At 66.9% G+C, this 20,441-nt stretch carries 12 protein-coding genes and 2 tRNA genes; 6 read left to right on the top strand and 8 right to left on the bottom strand.

All coding sequences use genetic code 11. The features are described from left to right. Positions 1-64: 64 nt before the first annotated feature. Both orn and CEX87_RS05620 read left to right on the top strand, forming a co-directional pair. Positions 65-712, top strand: a complete 648-nt coding sequence (gene orn, locus CEX87_RS05625; RefSeq protein ID WP_064397416.1) for an oligoribonuclease — start codon at positions 65-67, stop codon at positions 710-712. Positions 713-753: 41 nt separating this feature from the next. Beyond that, positions 754-826: transfer RNA gene (locus CEX87_RS05620), tRNA-His, on the top strand. Between the two features lie 181 nt (positions 827-1,007). Here the strand turns inward: CEX87_RS05620 and CEX87_RS05615 are convergent. Then, entirely contained in the window at positions 1,008-2,225 is a 1,218-nt protein-coding gene (locus CEX87_RS05615; RefSeq protein WP_064396962.1) for a L,D-transpeptidase, read from the bottom strand. A gap of 158 nt (positions 2,226-2,383) precedes the next feature. Between CEX87_RS05615 and CEX87_RS05610 the strand changes: the two genes are divergently transcribed. Continuing rightward, positions 2,384-2,456, top strand: a tRNA-Lys gene (locus CEX87_RS05610). 520 nt (positions 2,457-2,976) lie between these two features. Here CEX87_RS05610 and CEX87_RS05605 read toward each other — a convergent pair. After that, complete coding sequence (locus CEX87_RS05605; RefSeq protein ID WP_064397418.1) at positions 2,977-3,204, bottom strand: DUF3618 domain-containing protein; 228 nt, start codon at positions 3,202-3,204, stop codon at positions 2,977-2,979. A gap of 110 nt (positions 3,205-3,314) precedes the next feature. Here CEX87_RS05605 and bcp point away from each other — a divergent pair, with 110 nt between their 5' ends. Further along, on the top strand, positions 3,315-3,788 hold the full coding sequence (gene bcp / locus CEX87_RS05600) for a thioredoxin-dependent thiol peroxidase (protein ID WP_064396964.1): 474 nt from the start codon (positions 3,315-3,317) through the stop codon (positions 3,786-3,788). Between the two features lie 19 nt (positions 3,789-3,807). Here bcp and CEX87_RS05595 read toward each other — a convergent pair whose 3' ends face one another. Beyond that, positions 3,808-5,202, bottom strand: a complete 1,395-nt coding sequence (locus CEX87_RS05595) for an MBL fold metallo-hydrolase RNA specificity domain-containing protein (RefSeq protein WP_094286312.1) — start codon at positions 5,200-5,202, stop codon at positions 3,808-3,810. Positions 5,203-5,340: 138 nt separating this feature from the next. Here CEX87_RS05595 and CEX87_RS05590 point away from each other — a divergent pair, with 138 nt between their 5' ends. Then, positions 5,341-5,574 carry a hypothetical protein gene (locus CEX87_RS05590; RefSeq protein WP_142301070.1) on the top strand — a complete coding sequence of 78 codons (234 nt, stop codon included), beginning with the start codon at positions 5,341-5,343 and terminating at the stop codon, positions 5,572-5,574. Between the two features lie 231 nt (positions 5,575-5,805). Here CEX87_RS05590 and CEX87_RS05585 read toward each other — a convergent pair whose 3' ends face one another. The 4 genes from CEX87_RS05585 to CEX87_RS05570 all read right to left on the bottom strand — a co-directional run bounded on the left by CEX87_RS05585 (position 5,806) and on the right by CEX87_RS05570 (position 18,138). Then, the gene (locus CEX87_RS05585; protein WP_094286308.1) at positions 5,806-7,140 is read right to left on the bottom strand and encodes a dipeptidase; all 1,335 of its coding nucleotides are present in this window, start codon (positions 7,138-7,140) and stop codon (positions 5,806-5,808) included. 103 nt (positions 7,141-7,243) lie between these two features. Beyond that, positions 7,244-7,636, bottom strand: coding sequence for a holo-ACP synthase AcpS (gene acpS, locus CEX87_RS05580; protein WP_064396968.1), 393 nt, complete (start codon positions 7,634-7,636; stop codon positions 7,244-7,246). A 43-nt stretch (positions 7,637-7,679) separates the two neighbouring features. Continuing rightward, complete coding sequence (locus tag CEX87_RS05575) at positions 7,680-16,901, bottom strand: type I polyketide synthase (protein WP_094286305.1); 9,222 nt, start codon at positions 16,899-16,901, stop codon at positions 7,680-7,682. A 514-nt stretch (positions 16,902-17,415) separates the two neighbouring features. Continuing rightward, the gene (locus CEX87_RS05570) at positions 17,416-18,138 is read right to left on the bottom strand and encodes a DUF1906 domain-containing protein (RefSeq protein WP_197506138.1); all 723 of its coding nucleotides are present in this window, start codon (positions 18,136-18,138) and stop codon (positions 17,416-17,418) included. Positions 18,139-18,303: 165 nt separating this feature from the next. Between CEX87_RS05570 and CEX87_RS05565 the strand changes: the two genes are divergently transcribed. After that, positions 18,304-19,509 (top strand): ABC transporter substrate-binding protein, encoded by a 1,206-nt coding sequence (locus CEX87_RS05565; protein ID WP_067386671.1) that lies wholly within the window; start codon positions 18,304-18,306, stop codon positions 19,507-19,509. Here the strand turns inward: CEX87_RS05565 and CEX87_RS05560 are convergent. Then, positions 19,499-20,242: a MerR family transcriptional regulator gene (locus CEX87_RS05560; protein WP_308206427.1), complete on the bottom strand. Its 744-nt coding sequence runs from the start codon at positions 20,240-20,242 to the stop codon at positions 19,499-19,501. The genes CEX87_RS05565 and CEX87_RS05560 overlap by 11 nt on opposite strands. Positions 20,243-20,441: the final 199 nt, after the last annotated feature.

The following is a 20,441-nucleotide window of genomic DNA, read 5'->3' as shown; positions in this document are numbered from 1 at the left end:
GCGACGCACCCTACGGACGGGGTGCAACGGGCCGCATGCAGCGGCAAGGCTTAATGTGAGCGTCGTGCGTGACGAACTGGTGTGGATCGACTGCGAGATGACGGGCCTGGATCTCAAGACCGACCGGCTCATCGAAATCGCGGTGCTGGTGACAGACGCTGACCTCAACATTCTCGGCGACGGCATCGACGTCGTCATCCACACCGACGACGAAGCGTTGGCGTCGATGATCCCGGTGGTCACCGAGATGCACACCCGCTCAGGGTTGATCGACGAGGTCAAGGCGTCGACCCTAACGGTGCCCGAAGCCGAGGAGCTGGTCCTCGACTACATCCGCACCCACGTCAAACAGGCCAAGACGGCGCCGCTGGCCGGCAACTCGATCGCCACCGACCGCGGCTTCATAGCCCGCGACATGCCCAAGCTCGACGACTACCTGCACTACCGGATGATCGATGTGAGCTCGATCAAGGAGCTGTGCAGGCGCTGGTATCCCCGCATCTACTTCGGCCAGCCCGAGAAGGGCCTCGCGCACCGTGCCCTCGCCGACATCCACGAGTCGATTCGCGAGCTGCAGTACTACCGCCGCACCGCCTTCGTGGCCCCACCCGGTCCGTCGACCAGCGATATCGCGGCCATCGCCCAAGAACTGGGGCCGCCGAACGAGAGCGCCACGGACATCGATTCGGCCGCCGAGCGCTCGAGCGGTTAGTATCGACGTCGCCGCTGTGCCCACCAGGGTTCGCGGCGATGGTGGCTGTAGTTCAGTTGGTAGAGCACCAGGTTGTGATCCTGGCTGTCGCGGGTTCGAGTCCCGTCAGCCACCCCGATATGGGTCAGGGAGCGAATCTTCGCTCCCTGACCCTTTTTCGGACCGTCGGTAGCTTCGAAGCGCTATTAATGTGCTCATGGCGAGGCTTTGGGCGTATCTCCGCCCAGGTTTCACTTTCGGGTGGCGCTGAAGGGCCTTTCGGCGCTGAAGCCCATGGGCCCCTCAGCCGCTCACATCAGAGGTTGGCGTTGCCGGCCTTCCACTGATCCCACGGGATGTTCCAGTCCCCGAGACCGTCGGTGCCCGGCAGCGTCGACCCGACGGTGTTGACGATCTCGACGACGTCTCCGCGCTTGGAGTTGTCGTGGAACCACCGCCCATTGCTCGTGCTGACGTTGATGCACCCGTGGCTGACGTTGCTGTAGCCTTGGCTGCCCACCGACCACGGCGCGGCGTGGACGTAGATGCCGCTGTAGGAGATCTGGGTGGCCCAATCCACCTCGGTGCGATACCCGTTGGCGGAGTTGACCGGAACGCCGTAGGTCGAGGAGTCCATCACCATGTGCGAGCGCCGGTCCCCGACGATGTAGACGCCGTTGTTGGTGGGCGTGCTGTTCTTGCCCATCGACACCGGCATGGTCTTGATCACCTCGCCGTTGCGCTTGACCGTCAGCGTCTTCGTGCTGTCGTCGATGCTGGTGATGACTTCATCGCCGATCGTGAAGCTCGTGCTGACGTTCTCCTGACCGAAGAGGCCGTCTCCGAGGTCGACGCCGTAGGTGTTCACCGCGACGTCGACCTTCGTGCCGGGCTTCCAGTAGCTCGCGGGCCGCCACCGCACCTCTTGGTTGTTCAGCCAGTAGAACGCGCCCTCGACCGGAGGATCGGTCTTGATCTTGATGGCTTTCTGCGCGGCCACCCGGTTGGTGATGCTCTCGTCGAACCGGACGGCGACCGGTTGTCCGACGCCGACCACCTCACCGTTGTTGGGCAGCACATACGGCATGGTCAGGTTCTCGGGCGAATGGGTCTCGAAGGCCATCCGCCGGGTGGTGGCGCCGCCGAGCCCAAGCGATTCGGCGGTGAGCGTGTAGCGCTTGTTGTAGCCGAGTGGTTCGGTGGTCGACCAGGTCAGTCCGTCCGGGCTCAGGACGCCCGCGACCGACTTGCCGGACTCGTTAACCATGGTGACCGATTCGAGCACGCCGTCCTCCGCGCTGACGGTCACCGGTGAGTCCACACTGACGCCCACGGCGCCGTCGGTCACCGACGCGGTCAGCTTCGGGACGAGCAGGTCTCCGAACGGAGTTCCCTTGTCGTCGATCACCTGGGGTTGCGGCGGCGCTGAGTTACCGCCGCATGCGGACAACGCGAGCGCCATGGCGGGGATCAGCGCAACGGTCACCAACCATGCACGTCGACGCGGACGGGCCACTGAACGGACTCGCCACATTGCTACTCCACCTCACAACCAGGGACTACGGGATCGATGATTCTTGGCAACAGTCTAAGGGCAAAATCGGGTCCGGGTTGCGACGCGGACAACGTCGAAGCGAGGTCCGGGCCGGAGATTTCGTCCTGCACAGCAAGTCCTGTTATTGTCGCACCCGCGCGCCGTTAGCTCAGTTGGTAGAGCAGCTGACTCTTAATCAGCGGGTCCGGGGTTCGAAACCCTGACGGCGCACAAGCTTCGTTTGAGTGCGACCGTGACAGTGCGTCACGGTCGCGTTCTTTTTTCCCACGCGGTGACGCGCGCAAACGTCCACGGCGACGTTGCCGGATTACGGTTGCGTAAATTCTGGACATCAATTTGCTGTCGTGTGCGGAATGTGTGCTGTGGACTACATAACGCAGCTTATGGAGACAAAGATCTCACCTTCACCACCGTTGCGGAGACGCTGGTCCACTAGACCTTCTATGGTTCAAGCTGCGATAAAAGAAGCCGGTCTGCTACAGTCACGTTAGCTGATCTACGAGAAGCACCAAAACAGCAAAAAGCCGGAAGGAAAAAGGGACTTAGCTGATGGCGCAGCCTAGCGGTTCATTTGCGGCAGACGGAGCGGGCGCGGGCGCGTCAGCCGAAGTAACTGCCCAGATTCCGGTCGCTGTGCACAGCTGCAACCGGCTCGGCCGGGTCGCCAATCCTCCTGGTTTCTCGTTCTCCGACCTGTTCCGCACGCCGCGACGGCGCTGAGAGCATTCGCTCAGTTCTGCCGGATCCGGCGCACGACGAGCACGAGCGCAACGACTCCGACGCCGGCAAGCGACACCGCCACTGCGGGTTTCGTCACAAATCGGATTGCCGCCGACTTGGCGTCGTCGAGCAACCGACTGGGGTTGGCACGCTCGGCGAGGGTGTCCACCGTCGCCGCGAGTTGCTCCCGAGCCTGGTCGATGTCCTGCTTGATGGTCTCGGGATCGCGGTCTGCCACGTGCGCCTCCAAGCCGTCCAAGTCGGTGCTCCCAGATGGAGCCTGCCGATCTACCCTAGAGCAGCCCGCGCTCGCTGTAGCGCACCGGTCGACAGAAGGGATGCCCGCGCATGCCACAGACTCCGCGACTCGAGGTCGGCGATAAAGCCCCTGCGTTCAGCCTGCCGGACGCCGACGGCAACACCGTCAAGTTGTCCGACTTCAAGGGCCGCAAGGTCATCGTGTACTTCTATCCGGCGGCCTCGACCCCCGGCTGCACCAAACAGGCCTGCGATTTCCGCGACAACCTGCATGAACTCAACGACGCCGGCCTCGACGTCATCGGCATCTCGCCGGACAAGCCGGAGAAGCTGGCCAAGTTCCGCGACAAGGAGAAGCTGACCTTCCCGTTGCTGTCGGACCCGGATCGCGAAGTGCTCACCGCCTGGGGCGCTTTCGGCGAAAAGACGATGTACGGCAAAACCGTTCAGGGCGTGATCCGGTCGACGTTCGTCGTCGACGAGAAGGGCAAGATCGAGGTCGCCCAGTACAACGTGCGGGCCACCGGGCACGTCGCCAAGCTACGACGCGACCTGTCCGTTTGAGCGCTTGTCGCTCAACGCCTCACAGCGCGAACAGCTGATTCATTCTGGGAACTGTTGCCTGCCAACCGAACTCACGGTCCAGGCGCCGGCGCAGGTTGTCGGCTGCCTGCGGCTCGCCGTGAACGACGAACACCTGCCGCGGCGGAGTCGTGAACCCGGAGGCCCACCGGATGAGCTCATCGGCATCGGCATGCGCGGACAGCATCTGTAGGTTCGCCACCTGCGCTTTGATCGGGATCCACTCGCCGAAGATCTTTACGAACCGTTCGCCGGCGGCGATCGATCGGCCGCGGGTGCCCGGCACCTGATAACCGGTCACCATGATCGTGTTGCGGGGATCGGGAGCAAATGCCTTGAGATGGTGCAGGATCCGACCGCCGGTGGCCATGCCGCTGGCCGAGATCACGATCTTGGCCTCCCGGTTGGCCGAGATCCTCATGGACTGCTCGGCCTCTCGCGTGTAGGTGGCCATGGCGCACATGCCCTCGTAGACCTCCGGAGGCAGCCGGTGGTCGCGTTGATAGGTGCCGAGCAGATTGCTGGCGTCGATCGCCATCGGACTGTCCAGGTAGACCGCGACATCGGGCAGTCTGCCCACCGAGCGCAGCTGCCACAGGTGGTAGAGCAGGGTCTGAGCGCGCCCCACCGCGAAGGCCGGTATCAACAGGGTGCCTCCGCGATTCACCGTGGCGTCGACGACCTCGGCGAGAGCTGCGGTGGGATCGCCACGTTCATGCACGCGGTCCCCGTAGGTCGACTCCATCACCAGGTAGTCGGCGGCCGACACTGGGTCCGGGTCAAGCATGACCGGATCGTCGTAGCGGCCCAGATCGCCGGTGAAGACGATCCGGCGGCCGTGCCACGCCAAGTCCACGGTGGCAGCCCCCAGGATGTGGCCGGCGCGGCGGAAGGTCACTGCCGGCCCGCCACCGGGCAGGCCGAACTCGACCCCTAACGGGCGGGTGGTGAACAAGTCGAGAGCGCGCTGGGCATCCTTGCTGTCGTACAGCGGGAGGGCGGGATGGTGTTTGGTGGCCTTGTGCTTGTTCAGGAACACCGCTTCGCGCTCCTGAAGCATGGCGCTGTCCTTCAGGATGATGTCGGCGACGGCGGCGGTCGCTTCAGTGGACACGATCGGCCCGCGAAATCCCTCGCGAACCAACCGAGGCAGGTATCCGGTGTGATCGAGATGGGCATGCGTCACGACGACCGCGTCGATACTGGAGGGGTCTACGGCGAACCGCGTCCAGTTGAGTTCACGTAGATTCTTCACCCCTTGGAACAGCCCGCAGTCCACGAGGATCCGCCCACTGTCGCTTTCAACGAGGTGCTTGGAGCCGGTCACCGTGCTCGCGGCGCCCAGACTGCGCAACGTGAGATCGGGCTCCGACACTTGGTTGTCACTGCGGGCCATAACACCAGTCTCACAGCGGAGCGTGGGCGGTGGTGAGAGTTGTCGGACCCGGCTCGCGGTGACCTAGTGCTCTACCCCGACCTCGGCCATGTGGTCAATCCTGATCATGATGTGTCGCTGACCGGAAGGGGACCTGACATGAACCGCGACATCTTCGAATTCATGGGCGGGGTCATGGCGGCCGCCGGGTTCGGACACGCCGTCTACGCCGCCGAAACGGCCAGAGGCATCGTCTCCGTGCCGATCTGGCGGGGACGCGAGTGGGGCGTGGGGAAGACGCTGGTGGAAGCCGCGATCCACGGCGCCTTCAGTGCTGCCTTCGGCTATCTCGGTTCGGTTCAGCACACTCCGGCTCAGGGGAGGCAGCCGTGAGGAAGCGTGAGGTCTTCAAGTTCTTGTGCGGATTTCTCGCCGGTGCCGGGGTGGTGCACGCGAGTATGGGCTTTGCGATAGCGGCCGGAATGCTCAACGAACCCCACTATTTCGGGACAACATGGAGCGCAGCTTCACCGTGGATAGGAGCAGCGATTTATCTCATTGTCAGCGTGCTGTTCGGTTACCTCGGCTGGCGAACGTCGGGACGCGAAATCCGATAGCTGCCGCTCACCTCGGCGACGCGAGGTTCGCCAGCAGCAGGGCCTCGGACACCGCGGCGCGTTCCAGCACCCCGAGGTGCAGGCTCTCGTTGACGCTGTGCGCCTGTGTCGCAGGGTCTTCCACGCCGGTCACCAAGATCTTCGCCGACGGGAATGCATCGGCGAACTCGGCGATGAACGGGATCGAACCGCCGACGCCGGTGTGGACGGGCTCGGCGCCCCACGCCTCCCGGAAGGCCGCTCGGGCAGCGTCGTAGACCGGGCCGGTGGCGTCGATGGCGTACGGCTGCCCGTGGTCGCCCCGGGTGACGGTCACCTGGGCACCCCACGGGGTGTGCTGCTCGAGATGGCGGGTCAACGCCTCCATGTGCTGTTCCACGTCTGCACCCGGCGCGATGCGCATGCTGACCTTGGCGCGCGCTCGCGGGATCAAGGTGTTGGACGACTTGTCGATCGGCGTCGTGTCGATCCCGATGATGGTGATCGCCGGTTTGGCCCACAACCGTTGCGGTACTGAGCCCGAACCGATTTCGGACACGCCCGCCAGCAGGCCGGTCTCTTCGCGGACACGCTCGGGCGGGAAGTCGACGTCGGCGGCCACACCTTCGTGCAGGCCGGCCACCGCGACGTTGCCGTCGTCGTCGTGCAGGCTGGCCAACAACCGCACCAGCACGCTGACCGCGTCGGGTACGACGCCACCCCACAGCCCGGAGTGAAGGCCGTGATCGAGGGTGGCCACCTCGACGACGCAGTCGACGAGGCCGCGCAGCGACACCGTCAGTGAGGGCACGTCGGTGCTCCAGTTGTCGGAGTCGGCGATGACGATCACGTCGGAGGCCAGGGTGTCGTGGTGCGCGGCCAGCAGTCGCGACAGTGACGGGGACCCCGACTCCTCCTCCCCTTCGACGAACACGGTGACGCCGACAGGCGGATTGCCACCGTGTGCGCGGAAGGCCGCCAAATGTGTTGCGATGCCCGCTTTGTCGTCGGCGGTGCCTCGACCGTAGAGGCGTCCGTCCCGCTCGGTCGGTTCGAACGGCGGCGAAAGCCACTGCGCTGGATCGCCTTCGGGTTGCACGTCGTGGTGGGCGTACAACAACACCGTCGGCGCTCCCGCCGGTGCGGGATGGCGCGCGATGACCGCGGGCGCACCGCCCTCGCTGACGATCTGCACATCACCGAAACCGGCGTCGACCAACAGCTTCGCCACCGCGTCGGCGCTGTGTTGCACCTCGCCGCGCCGCGCCGGGTCCGCCCACACCGATTCGATGCGCACCAAATCTTCCAGATCGCGCCGAACCGCCGGCAACACCTCCCGCACCCGCTGGACCAGATTGCTCATGGCGACGACACTAGCGGGTCAGTCATTCACCGCGAGCGACCGCGAAGTGCCGCAATTCCGCGGCGTGTCGCGTGCCGACACGGTCGCTCGCGGAAGTTCGACGCTAGCGCTCTTCGAGGATGGCGACCGCGGCGGCGGTACCCGCCTCGTGGGTCAACGACAGGTGAATCGTCACGTCCTTCAGGTGCTCAGCGATCGCGCCGGACAGCCGAACCTTCGGCCTGCCCCACATGTCGGTGATGACCTCGATGTCGCGGTGGATGCCTTCGGGCAGCACCGGCCGCTTGGAGAACCGCGACCCCGACCACGCCTTGATGACGGCCTCCTTGGCCGCCCAGCGCGCTGCCAGATGGCGGGCCGCCGACGAACTCTTGTCGGCGGCGTCGCGCCGCTCACCGGGGGTGAACGTCTCGGCGAACACCGTCCCTGGCTGGTCGACCTGTTCGGCGAACTCGGGAATGGAGACCAGGTCGATCCCCACCCCGACTATCGCCATGGGCCGAACGTTATCTCATACCCTTCGCTCGTCGCGCAAGCGCTCATCGCCCGCTTCCGCCGGGGACATACACGTCGTCGTCGCCGAGCCGCGATGCCGGATCGAGAAGCATGTCGGCTTCCTGCCGCTTCTCGGGGGCGTCGTGGCCGAACCGGCGGTCGGCCGGCTTCTCGTACAGCGACTTGCCGCCGGCGATCGCCGATGCCAGCCGGTGCTGGCCTGCCAGCACCCGGGCATCCGCACGCTGCTTGTAGTCCGCGCGCTGCTCGGGGGTCAGCGCGGCCAGGAACGCCTGCGGATGCACCAGCGCGATCAGACCGGACACGTGGCCGAAGCCCAGGCTGGTGATCAGCCCCGCCTTCAGCGGGAACGAGCCGCCGAAGTGCAGGGTCTCCCGCAGCCACACCATGTGCGCGGAGCCGGCGAGCTCGTCGTCGACACAGTCCAGGCTGCGGTTGGGCGGGATGACGCCGTCGCGCAGGATCTGGCACAGCCCCATCATCTGGAACGCTGCGGCGCCGCCCTTCGAGTGACCGGTCAGGCTCTTCTGCGACACCACGAACAGCGGTGCGCCGTCGGAGCGGCCCAGCGCGTCGGCGAGCCGCTCGTGCAGCTCGGTCTCGTTGGGATCGTTGGCCAACGTCGACGTGTCGTGCTTGGACACCACCGCGATGTCGTCGGGTCCGACGCCGAGCTCGGCCAGCGAGTTCGCCAGCTGCGACTTGCGACCGCCGCGGCCGGCGGCCAACGCACCGAGGCCGGGCGCCGGGATCGAGGTGTGCACACCGTCGCCGAAGGACGACACGTAGCCCACCACCGCGAGCACGGGCAGCCCCATCTTGAGCGCGAGGTCACCGCGCGCCAGCAGGATGGTCCCGCCGCCCTGCCCCTCGACGAACCCCAGCCGACGACGGTCGTTGGCGCGGGAGAACTTCGAGTCGCTGATGCCCCTGGCGCGCATCATCTCGGTGTCCGCGGTGGCGGCCATGTCGCCGAAGCCGATGACCGCCTCGAGAGTCGTATCGTCGTACCCGCCCGCGACCACGAACTCGGCCTTGCCCAGTTTGATCTTGTCGACGCCCTCCTCGACGGAGATGGCCGCTGTCGCACACGCCCCCACCGGATGGATCATCGCCCCGTAACTGCCGATGTAGCTTTGGACGACGTGTCCGGCGACGACGTTGGGTAGCACCTCCTGCAGGATGTCATTCGGCTTGTTCCGGCCCAGCAGGTTGCCGTGATACATGGTCTGCATCGACGTCATGCCGCCCATGCCGGTGCCCTGAGTGCTGGCCACCAGGCTCGGATGCACCCAGCGCATCAGCTCGCTCGGGCTGAAGCCAGCCGACAGGAACGCGTCGACAGTGGTGACGAGGTTCCAGATCGCCAGCCGGTCAATGGAGTTCATCATCTCCTGGCTGACGCCGTAGACCATCGGGTCGAATCCGGTCGGAATCTGCGCGCCCACCGTGCGGGACAGCTTGACCTTCCGCGGAACCCGAACCTCGGTGCCGGCCTTACGGGTCACCTGCCAGTCGCCGCTGTCGGGCACAGGGGCGATCACGGTGTGCTCCGGATCAAACCTCAGGAATCCGCGGGCTTCGGACTCCGACGACACGACGAACGTGAAGTCCTTGTCGAGGAAGACCGAAACCAGAAGCGGTGAGGAGTGATCCGGGTCGATCGCTCCGTCGTCGACCCACTCGCGGATGCCGACCCGCTCGACCACGGCGTCGTGGTAGCGCTCCACCAGCTCGCCCTCGTCGACCAGGTCACCGGTTTCGGTGTCGTACCAGCCCGGCGTGGGATCGTCCTCCCACTTGACCAGCCCGGTCGTCCACGCCAGCTCGAGAACGCCGGCGGCCGATAACTCGTTCTCGACCTCCATCTCGAAACGGGTTCGCGAGGAGCCGTACGGCCCGAGTTCGGCGCCGCCGACGATCACCACCATGTCGGCGGGATCGATGTCGAGGTCGGCCCACTCGGGCGCCGGGGCGGACTTGAAACCGCGTGGCGGCGACGGCAGGGCGCGCACGGTGCCCTCGGGATCGGTGTCCTCGGTGAGGCTTTCGGACACCATCTCTTCGCGGGCCTTGGCGGCCAGCTCGGCCATGTCGATGTCCACATCGGCCAGCCCGCCGGTGAAGTCGGCCTGTAGCGGCTCACGCGCCGCGGCGACCTTGGCCTCGATGTCGCACAGCCCGAGCAGCATGTCCGCCATCTCGTCGGTGGTGAACGTGCGCACTCCGGCCTCTTCGACCGCACCGACGATCGCGTCGTTGTGGCCCATCAGACCCGTGCCCTTGGTCCAGCCGATCAGCGCATGCGCAAGCGAAACCCGCTGCGCCCACGACGATTCGGCCTTCCACCGCGAGACCAGAGCGTCGAGCGAGGACTTCGCCTCGCCGTAGGCGCCGTCACCGCCGAACATGCCGCGGTTCGGCGAACCGGGCAGCACGACGTGCAGGCGTGCGGCGATATCGCGCTCGGCGCCGATGTGGGACAGGCCGGCGATCAGCCGCTGCACCGCCCACAACAGCACCTTCATCTCCATCTCGGCGCGCGACCCGGCATCGGACAGGTCGCCCGCCACCCGTGGAGCGGCGAACGGAAACAGCAACGTCGGGGTCTGGGCGTCCTTGATGTGGATCGACTGCGGCCCAAGGCTTTCGGTCTGCTCGGTGCCGACCCACTGAACCAGCGCGTCGATGTCGGTGTAGGACGCCATGTTGGCGGGCACCACCCACAGCTTCGCATTCCAGCGGGCGTGGTCGCGGTAGAGCGTCCGATAGAACGCCAGCCGGTCGTCGTCGAGCTTGGACGTCGTCGCGATGACGGTGGCACCGCCGTCGAGCAACTGCGCGACCACCGACGCCGCGATCGAGCCCTTGGACGCGCCGGTGACGACGGCGACCTCGTGGTGGTAGCGGCCGGTGCCCGGATTCTCGGCACCCGCGGCAGCGCGACCGTACAGCGAGGCGTGGATGTTGCGACCCGCCGCCAGCGCCTTGCCCTGCCACCAGGTGGCCTGTGTTCCGACCACGTGGCCTGCGCCCTCGAAGCGTTCCGAGAGTCGCTGCCAGTCCCTGTCGATCTCGTCCTCGTCGTACAACCACAGGCGAGCCAGGTCCTCGCGGGCGCTGGCCCAGCGGTCGTCGAAGAGCACCGCCTTGCGGCCGTCGAACACCGGCGCCACCAGACGCGGCCAGTCCGAACCCAGTTCGGCGGTGACCAGATCGATGAGCTCGGCGTCGGTGGCCTCCGGCACCGGGACCGGGGTGTCCAGGCCGAGCTGACCCAAAATCATCCGCGCCGCCGAGGCGAGCACGCCGTCGCGGCCGGTGACCCGTTCGGCGAACTCGGTCAGCGCGGCGGAATCCACCACGCCCCCACTGCTTCCCGCGGCCGACGGCAGAGACACGGCCACACCGCGGCGAGCCGCTACCGAGGCGACCGCGCTGTCGATCACCTTGTCCACGGTCGCGGCGTCGGCCAGCGCGCCCTCGTGCAGACCACCCAACTCGCCGCCGCGCACGCTGGTCCCCTCGCGGGTTCCCAGCGCCACCTCGACGGTGACGTGCTTGATCCAGCCCGGGCCCAGCTCCCAGGTCTTGGTGACCCGCTCGCCGATGTAGGCCGGACGCTTACCGGACGGCCCGAAGACCGTGCGTAGCTGGTCGTTGACCGCGTCGGACAGCACGGGCCCGAACGGCTTGTAAGTCCTGGCCAACTTGGTGACCTGCCCCTTCAACGCGGCCAGGTCGGCTTCGCCCGCCCCGTCGATGGCGCCGAGGTTGAGCTCGGAGCCGAGGTCGACCAACAGCTGGTTACGACGCGACGACGCACCGTCGGTGATCGACTCGATGGAGTCCAGCGGCTCGATCTGGTCGATGCGCATCTTGGCCGACAGCGCGATCAGCGCCATGGTGGCATCGGCGGCGTCGAACGTCAGGTCGTCCGGGCGGGGTCCGCCGGCGGGCGCTGCCGGTGCGGGGGCGGCCGGTGCGGCCATCTCGACGGGCGCGGCGGCTTCGGCCGCGGGAGTTGGGGCCGGTGTGTCCTCGAGTTCGGGCTCGGGGTCGGTGTCGGTGGCGAACAGCACCGCGGCATCGCGCTCGGAGTTCAGCACTTCGGTTGTGCTGTGCGAATACTCGGGAAGCTTGAGCGTGTTGGCGGCCAGACCGGCGACCGTCGGCGCGGACTTCACACCGATCTCGACAAAGCGCTCGATCCCCAGACCGCCCGCGGCTTCCTCGATGAACAACAGGTCCTGCGTCTCGATCCACCGCACCGGGCTGGCGAACTGCCACGCCAGCAACTCGATGACGATCTTGCGGCATAGCTCGCGCGGCTTCTCGTTACGCCAGGTGTCGTAGTCGGCGAGGATCTCATCGAGCGGCTCGGCAGGCACCAGATCCCGGATCTCCTCGATGAAGTCGCGATCCAGCGTGAACGGCCGCGGCACCAGGTTCGGGATGTACTTGCCGACAATGAGATCCGGATCCTGATCGCGCGGCATCACCCGCTCCAGGGAGCGGCGGAAGTCGGCCACGCCGACCCGCAGCACCGAGGAGTGGAACGGCACGTCGATACCGGGCACCAGAATGAACGACCGCTTGCCGCCGCTGATCTCGCGGCGCCGCTCGACCTCCTCCTCCAGCGCCTCCAAGCCGCGCACCGTGCCGGCGATCGCGTACTGCGAACCACGCAGGTTGAAGTTCACGATCTCAAGAAATTCACCGGTGCTGCGCGAGACGTCGGCGACAAACTCCTTGACGTCGGCGTCGTCCAGGTCGATTTGGGACGGGCGGATCGCGGCCAGCCGGTAGTTCGACCGGCCGAGGTGATCGCGCGGCACGATGTCGTGCATCTTGCTGCCGCGGTGGAACACCACCTCCAGCAGCGCCTCGAGTTCGTAGACACCGCTGACGCAGGCGAGTGCGGTGTACTCGCCGACGGAGTGACCGCAGGCGATCGCACCCTCGACGAACGCGCCCTGCTCACGCATCTCGGCGACCTGGGCCGCGGCCACCGTGGCCATCGCGACCTGGGTGAACTGCGTCAGGAACAGCACGCCGTCGGGATGGTGGTAGTGCACACCGCTGGCGATCAGGCTGGTCGGGTTGTCCCGCACCACGTGCAGCACCGAGAAGCCCAACGTCTCGCGGGTGAACTTGTCGGCGGTGTCCCACACCTTGCGGGCGGCCTTCGACCGCGCCCGCACCTCCATGCCCATGCCCTTGTGCTGAATCCCCTGCCCGGGGAACGCATACACGGTCTTCGGCGCGGCCAACTGCGCCGTCGCCGACATCACGAGTTCACCGCCGACCTTGGCGCTCACCTCGAGAATCTCTGCACCGCGGTCGATTCCGACGCGGTCGACGCGAAAGTCGATGTCGTCGCCCGGCAGCACCATGCCCAGGAACCGGGACGTCCAGCCGACCACCCGGGCCGGCGGGGCGGCCCTGCCGTCGGTCGCGGCCACCACGTGCTGTGCGGCGGCCGAGAGCCACATACCGTGCACGATAGGCGATTTCAAACCCGCGAGCAGGGCCGCGGCGCGGTCGGTGTGAATCGGGTTGTGATCTCCCGACACGACGGCGAACGCGCTCATGTCGGTGGGTGCGGTGACGGTGACGTCGCGACGGCGGCGACGCTCGGTGTCGGTGGCGTTGTCGGTGACAGCGCCGCCCGCACGCGGCGGATCGGCCAGTTCGGCGGCGCCGGTGCGGCCGCGGATCGCGAAGCGCTCCTCGAGCTTGGCCAGCAGCGTGCCGTCGGCGTCGCGAATCTGCACCGACACGGGCACGACCCGGCCGTACTCGGTGTCGGTCGCCTCGGAAGCCGTTGCGGTGACGGTCAATTCGGCACGCGTCTTGGGCATCTGCGTCAGCAGGTGCGCGGCGTGGTCGAGGTGCACCAGGCTCAGCAGGCCTTCGACGACGGGGAAGCCGTCGTCGGTGACGGCGGCGCCGATCGCCGAGAACACCGCGGGCCAGCAGTGTCCGACGAGCGCATCGGGCACCAGCGTCAGGCCGGGTGCGAGCGGGGCGCCGAACGTCGCGGTAACACCGGTGTGGTCGGCGACCCGCTCCGGGTCCCAATCGGCGGTCACCGTCGCGGTGTTGTCCTGTACCGGCGGCATCGCGTCGGGTCCGTCCACGCCCGCCGCGATGGCGAGCACGGAACGCATTGCGGCCGAGGCATCTTCGACCGTGACGACGGGCATGCCACCGTTGACGGTGCACGACGGCAGGGTGAACGGGATGTCGATCCAGATGTCGGACAGCGGTACGCTCAGGGTCACACGGTCGCCGCTGAGCTCGAGGCGGGCACCGGTCGACGGATGTGTCGCGTTGCGATTCTCGTTGGCTTGCCACTCGCCGGGAGCGCCGATCCGGTGCACCGGGTTGATCGCGACCCGACCCGCCCACAGCACGTCGGGCGAGTCGAGCACCACCGCGAGCGGACCGGTGACGTCGGCGCGCGCCTGCCGGCGCGACACCACCGGCACGGGGTCACCGTCGACGGCCAGCGCCTCGTCGATCGCGGCTTGTTCGAAGCGGTCCAGCAGTTCACCGACCGGCTCGTCGACACGGGTGATACCCGCCACCGCCTGGGTGCCGGGGATGATGCACACCTGGTCGGCGCTGTAGCGAGCGTCGTGGGCCTGCCACAGTGAATCGCTGCGCCACCACCGCCGCACGTCCTTGTCGATCACCGGCACGAAGTTGACGGGCTTGCCCGGCGTCTTGCACAGCGTGACGAACCACGGCACGTCGGCCGGATGCAGCCGCAGCGTCTCGGCCTCGGGATAGCGCGACACCAGCGTGGCGATGGCGCGGTCCGGATCGTCCAGCAGCGCGGCGTCACCGAACAGCGTCGGGATCGGACCCGAATCCTGCGGGTGCAGACGGGCTTCTGCACGGTGCAGCATGTCGGCGAACCGGTCACGCCAGGTGTCGGCCAGCCACTCGCTGTTGGGCAGCTTGGTGTCGGCGGTGCTGTCACCGTCGCCGATGGCCAACTCGACATAGCGCTGCAGCCACTGCAGGTAGGTCATCTCGCCGATGTCGCCGTAGTACGGCTTGCAGGTGGCGGCCATCGCGGTGATGATCTCGTCGCGGCGCGCGGCCACGGCCTCGGCGTCGCCGGCGACCTCGTCGAGCAGCCGACCGCAACGCGATGCGGCGTTGTCGATCTCGTGGATGTCGGCTCCGAGTTGGCTGCGGCTGGAAGCCATGCCGCCCGTTGCTTTTCCGGCGCTGATCCAGTGGTCGGTTCCGGTGGTCTCGACCAGCATCTGCTTGACGGCCGGGGAGGTGGTCGCCTCCAGTGTCGCCATCGCCGCGGTGCCGACCAGGATCCCGTCGACCGGCATCGCGGGGAAGCCGTACTCGCTGACCCAACGCCCGGACAGGTACTGCGCCGCGCGCTCGGGGGTGCCGATGCCGCCGCCGACGCACACTGTGATGTTCGGCAGCTTGCGCAGTTCGCCGTAGGTGCTCAGCAGGAGGTCGTCGAGGTCCTCCCAGGAGTGGTGCCCGCCGGCGCGGCCGCCCTCGATGTGGACGATGACGTCCTTGTTCGGCACCTCGGCGGCGATCTTGATCACGGACTTGATCTGGTCGACGGTGCCCGGCTTGAACACGACATGGCTGATGCCGACGGTGTTGAGCTCGTCGATCAGCTCGACGGCCTCCTCGAGTTCGGGGATGCCGGCCGACACGACGACGCCGTCGATCGGCGCTCCCGACTGACGGGCCCGCTGCACCAGGCGCTTGCCGCCCAACTGCAACTTCCACAGGTAGGGGTCGAGGAACAACGAGTTGAACTGCACCGCGCGGCCCGGCTCGAGCAGGGTGGTCAGCTCGGCGATGCGGTCGGAGAAGATCTCCTCGGTTACCTGACCGCCGCCGGCGAGCTCGGCCCAGTGACCCGCGTTTGCGGCGGCCGCGACGATCTTGGCGTCGACGGTCGTCGGGGTCATACCCGCGAGCAGGATCGGAGAACGCCCGGTCAGCCGGGTGAACTTCGTCGAGAGCTTCACCGAACCGTCTGGCAACTGCACGGTGGCGGGCGCGTAGCTCGACCACGCAGGCGGCACATCGGGTTCGGCCCCGACCGTGAACAGGTTGCGCTGCCCGACCCGGGTGGCGGCGGGCACGATGCCCACGCCCAGCCCGCGGATGATCGGGGCGGTCAGCCGGGTCACGGTGTCACTTGGCCCCAGGTCGACGATCCACTTCGCGCCGGCCTCGTGCAGCCGCTCCACCTCGGCCACCCAGTCGATCGGGCGCACGAAGATCGCTTCGGTCATCTCGTGGGCGAGGTCGGGGTCGATGCCGCACTTGGCAGCCCAGCGCTCGACCACCTCGACGCCGTCGGCCAGCCGCGGCGTGTGGAATCCGACCTCGACCTGCACGCCGTGGAAGACCGGGCTGAAGATCGCGCCGCCGCGGATCTTGTTCTTGCGCTCGGCCTCTTCCTTCTCGGTGATCTTGGAGCAGTACAGCTCGAAGCGGCCCAGCTGCTCGGGGGTGCCGGTGATGACGACTGAGCGCCTGCCGTTGCGGATCGAGAGCACCGGCGGCAGCACGGTGCGCACGTCGGAGGAGAACTCCTCGAGCAGTTCGGCGATGCGGTCCGGATCGACGTTCGTCACCGAGACCATCGGGGACTTGTCTCCGCGGCCGACCATGCCGCGACGGCGGGACACCAACGACCCGGCCGCGCCGATCAGCTGCAGCAGCGCCAGAAGTTCGGCGTCCTTAACACCTCGCGACCGCAGCGACTCGCAGGCGATGACGCCCTGAGAGTGCCCGGCCATCGCGACCGGCGGCGCGTCGTACAGGTCGAGACCCTGGCGGATGGCGGCGCGGATCGCGGCCATCTGCGCCAGCAGGATGCCAGGTCCCGAGATGGCCGCGGTGATGAGTTGTTTCGTCGCGGGCAGGGGCTCGTCGGCGGCGAGCGCACGCACCCACTGCAGCGGCTCGAAGCCGATCGGGCGCACCACGACCAGTTCGCGTGCCACCGGCTCGAGGAGGAGCGCGGCCTCCCCGACGATCTCGCTGAGCTCCGACTCGATGCCGGCCGAGCTGACCAGCTCCTCGAGGTTCTCCAACCACGAGCCGCCCTGGCCGCCGAAGGCCACGGCATAGGGCTCACCGGAGTTCAGTCGATCGACGAGGGCCTGATTACCGGCGGGGGCGGCTCCTGCGGTGCGGTCGGTAGACACCCTGTGCTGCTCGTTGATCGTCACGTCTTGTTCTCTCCTCTGTCCCGCGTCATGCTCGTCGTCGGTTGTCGTCTCAGAAGCTCCGATGGCTCCCGGCTGCCCGCCGCGGCGCCACGCGATTCGGCGTCGAATCCCACTGGTTCGGTCGGGCGGTTCTGAGTCGTTCCGCGACTTCCTGCGAACCGCCTTCCGTGCACTCCAGCCGCACTAAGCGTGTCATAAGAACACGCCTCGATTTCGCGCCCGAAATGGTTACTGAAGAGTTCTACGCTCGGGTAACCACCCGTTGCATAACGCGCAGTTCGGCACGGGCCGAAGGCTTTCGGGACAAACGTCCTGCATGCAGGTGGTTACGGTCGAGTAGGCAGAAGTGCGCTGATCACGGCAGTTTTGTTATCAAATCGTTATAGAGAAATTTTCGATGCGTCTCACCAGCGATGCCACCGCGCCCCGACGAGACAAACGCGCGTGATTTGTCTTCTCGAGGGCCCCGGCCACCCGAAAAAGTTTGCTGTGGTTACTTACTGATCGGTAAGGTTTAATCCCACTGCCCAAATTGAGGCTTGAGGATGTGGTTGACGTCCACGCCGATCCCGGCCACCGACCGTTCGTCGATCTCGACCTGGTGCAGGTGCGCGGCGGGATGCGCGAGCTTCCCCGGCGATCCCCAGTTGTGCTGCCAGAAGTACGTGCCGATGCCGTCCTGGATCGCCCACTCGATCGTCTTCGAATTCGCGTAGACGCCGACGCGCTGCCTGCCCAGCACCGACTCCCAGCCGCGCAAATACGGCGCCACCAGCTGCTTGTACTGCTCGTAGGACGGGTTGTCGTCGATCGACGCATAGATCGGCGCGCCCTGCGACCCGCCGGCGGCGACATGCAATTCCCAGCCTCGCTTCGCGTGCGCGACCCCGGCGTTCTGCCCGCCGAGCCAGTCGGCGGTGTCCTTCTTGCCGTACTGATAGCAGGACACGATCTTCAGACCGCTCTGGTACAGGTCGCGCGCCTCGGCCAGCTGGATCGGCTTCCCCAGCATCCAAGCCCCGCCGGGCCGGCGGTCGGAGACGTAGCGAATGGCGCCCAGGGCGCCCGCCGCACGAATGTCGCTGGCCTTGAGCACTCCGGCCGCGTAGTCGAGAAGTATGCCCAGCGGCGCCGCTGCAGCGGGCGCGGTGGCGGCCGATTGCACACCGGCCCCGACGGTCAGCGCCGCGGGCGCGGCCAACGCGGCCCTCAGAACGGTGCGCCGAGATATTGACACGTGGCACAGGATACGACAGCTGTCACACGATTCCCCTCAATTCCACTGGTCACGGCCGTATCACCGGCGTCGCACCGGCGCGGCGTTGCCGAGCTAAGCCGAAACGGGGAATCATCGCAGGAGCACGGTTCGACGATCCGCCGATCGAACGAGGAGTTGGAATCCATGGCGCGCTGGCCGTCCACCGTCGTGCGAACCGGTTGGGCCGTCATCAGCTGTGCCGTGCTGATCCTATCGCTGACTTCCGGTTGCGCGGCTGAGCGAAGCTCCCCTGACGGCAATCCGCCGGAGATCGAGCCGCTCGGCGCGGTCGGCGAGGGTGAGGGGCAACTCAACCTGATCGCCTGGGCCGGCTATGCCGAGGACGGCACCAATGACGCCAAAGCCGACTGGGTGACGCCGTTCGAACGGCAGACCGGTTGCCAGACCGAGGTGACGCTGGGCAACACCTCCGACGAGATGGTCCAGTTGATGCGCAGCGGTCGGTACGACGGGGTCTCTGCGTCCGGCGACGCGACGCTTCGGCTCATCTACGCCGGCGACGTCGCGCCCGTGAACACCGCACTGGTCCCGAACTACGAATCGATCTCACCCTTCCTCAAGGATCAGCCGTGGAACTCGGTCGACGGCCAGATGTACGGCATCCCGCACGGATGGGGAGCCAACCTGCTGATGTACAACATCGAGGTCGTGCGCGACGCGCCCAATTCCTGGGCAGCGGTCTTCGACGACGCCGCCAAGTACCGCGGCAAGGTCACCGCATACGACTCGCCCATCTACATCGCCGACGCGGCGCTGTATCTGTCCAAGAAGGACCCCGCGCTGGGCATCGACGACCCGTATTCGCTGACAACCGAACAGCTCGACGCCGTGGTGCGACTTCTCGACAAGCAACGCGAGAACATCGGCCAGTACTGGTCGAACTATCTCAAGGAGGTGGAGGCGTTCGAGTCCGGCGCCTCCGTCATCGGCACCACCTGGCAGTTGATCGCCAACACAATCGGCGCGCGCAACAGGGTTCCGGTCAACACCGTGGTGCCCAAAGAGGGCTCCACCGGCTGGTCGGACACCTGGATGATCTCGTCGAAGGCGGCGCACCCGAACTGCATGTACAAGTGGATGAACTGGATCTCCTCACCGGAGGTCAACGCCCAGGCCGCCGAGTTCTTCGGTGAGGCGCCCGCCAACGTGAAGGCCTGCGAGCACACCAGCGAGCGCGATTTCTGCGACATCTACCACGCCACCGACGCGACATTCGCCGCGAAGATCCACTACTGGACCACGCCGCAGAAGAAGTGCGTCGACGGCGGCGGAGACGACTGCACCGATTACGACGAGTGGGCCGCCAAGTGGCGACAGGTCACCGGGTGAGCGGCGGGGTCCGTTCGGAGTCCGTCGCAGGCATGTGACGCTGGAGCGCCTCCTCCAGGCGCCCGGACACCACCCTGGTCCACAGGTCGCGGTGCTCGCGTGCCGCTTGCGTGAGTTCGTCGACGTTGTCCGGCGTCGGCGCGTGGTCCGCGCCGAATTGTGCCGCCATGCACTCGCCGAGGCTCTGGACGAACTGCGCCGCCAGCGCGTCGACCGCGCCGCGGGTGCCCTCGACGATGTGCAGCAGCGCGCGGACGGCGACGAGGTGGTCGGACGCGCGCGCCACCACCTGCCGCACCGCGGGATCGGTCAGCACCACGCCGGCGTCGACCACCTCGGCCAGCCCGTACTCGACCAGCCGCCGTGTCTCGTCACTGTCGGCGCCGATCCCCGACGCGTCGGCCGTGGGCTCCGCCCCGGCGACCGCTTCGGTTCTCGGGCTCAGCACCGCGCGCTGGATGCCGAGGATGTCGGCGAGGTCGGTGCCCTCACGCAGGCTGGTGAAGAACTCGGCGATATGAACGGTGTTGAAGCCGCGGCGATGCAACTGGTTGATGGTGCGCAGCTGCGACAGGTGGTAGTCGTCGTAGAACGCCGAGCGGCCGACCCGTCGCGGTGGGTCCAGCAGCCCGCGCTCCCGGTAGGCGCGGATGTTGCGGGCGCTGACACCGGAGATCTCCGCCAACTCGTCGAGGCGATACTCAGCCACCGCCGCGACCCCCAACGGCGTCACGGGCCGAGGGCAGAGCGCGACGCTTCATTCAATCACTGTAACTGCCGCGAAGCTTGCGAGCGAATTTCTGCCCCACTGACTTTAGTCGGCTAACAAGCCGCTAGTACCCGCATTTATCAGGGATAATCAAGAACAGGTCCTGGACAACCATGCACCACGCGTCGATTACAGCCAACTCCGCGGTCCCGCCGGATCGCCG

It is taken from the genome of Mycobacterium lehmannii, assembly GCF_002245535.1.
In the GTDB taxonomy this organism is placed as follows: domain Bacteria; phylum Actinomycetota; class Actinomycetes; order Mycobacteriales; family Mycobacteriaceae; genus Mycobacterium; species Mycobacterium lehmannii.
Note: the sequence above shows the minus strand (reverse complement) of the source record. Positions and strands in the feature narration are given on the sequence as shown.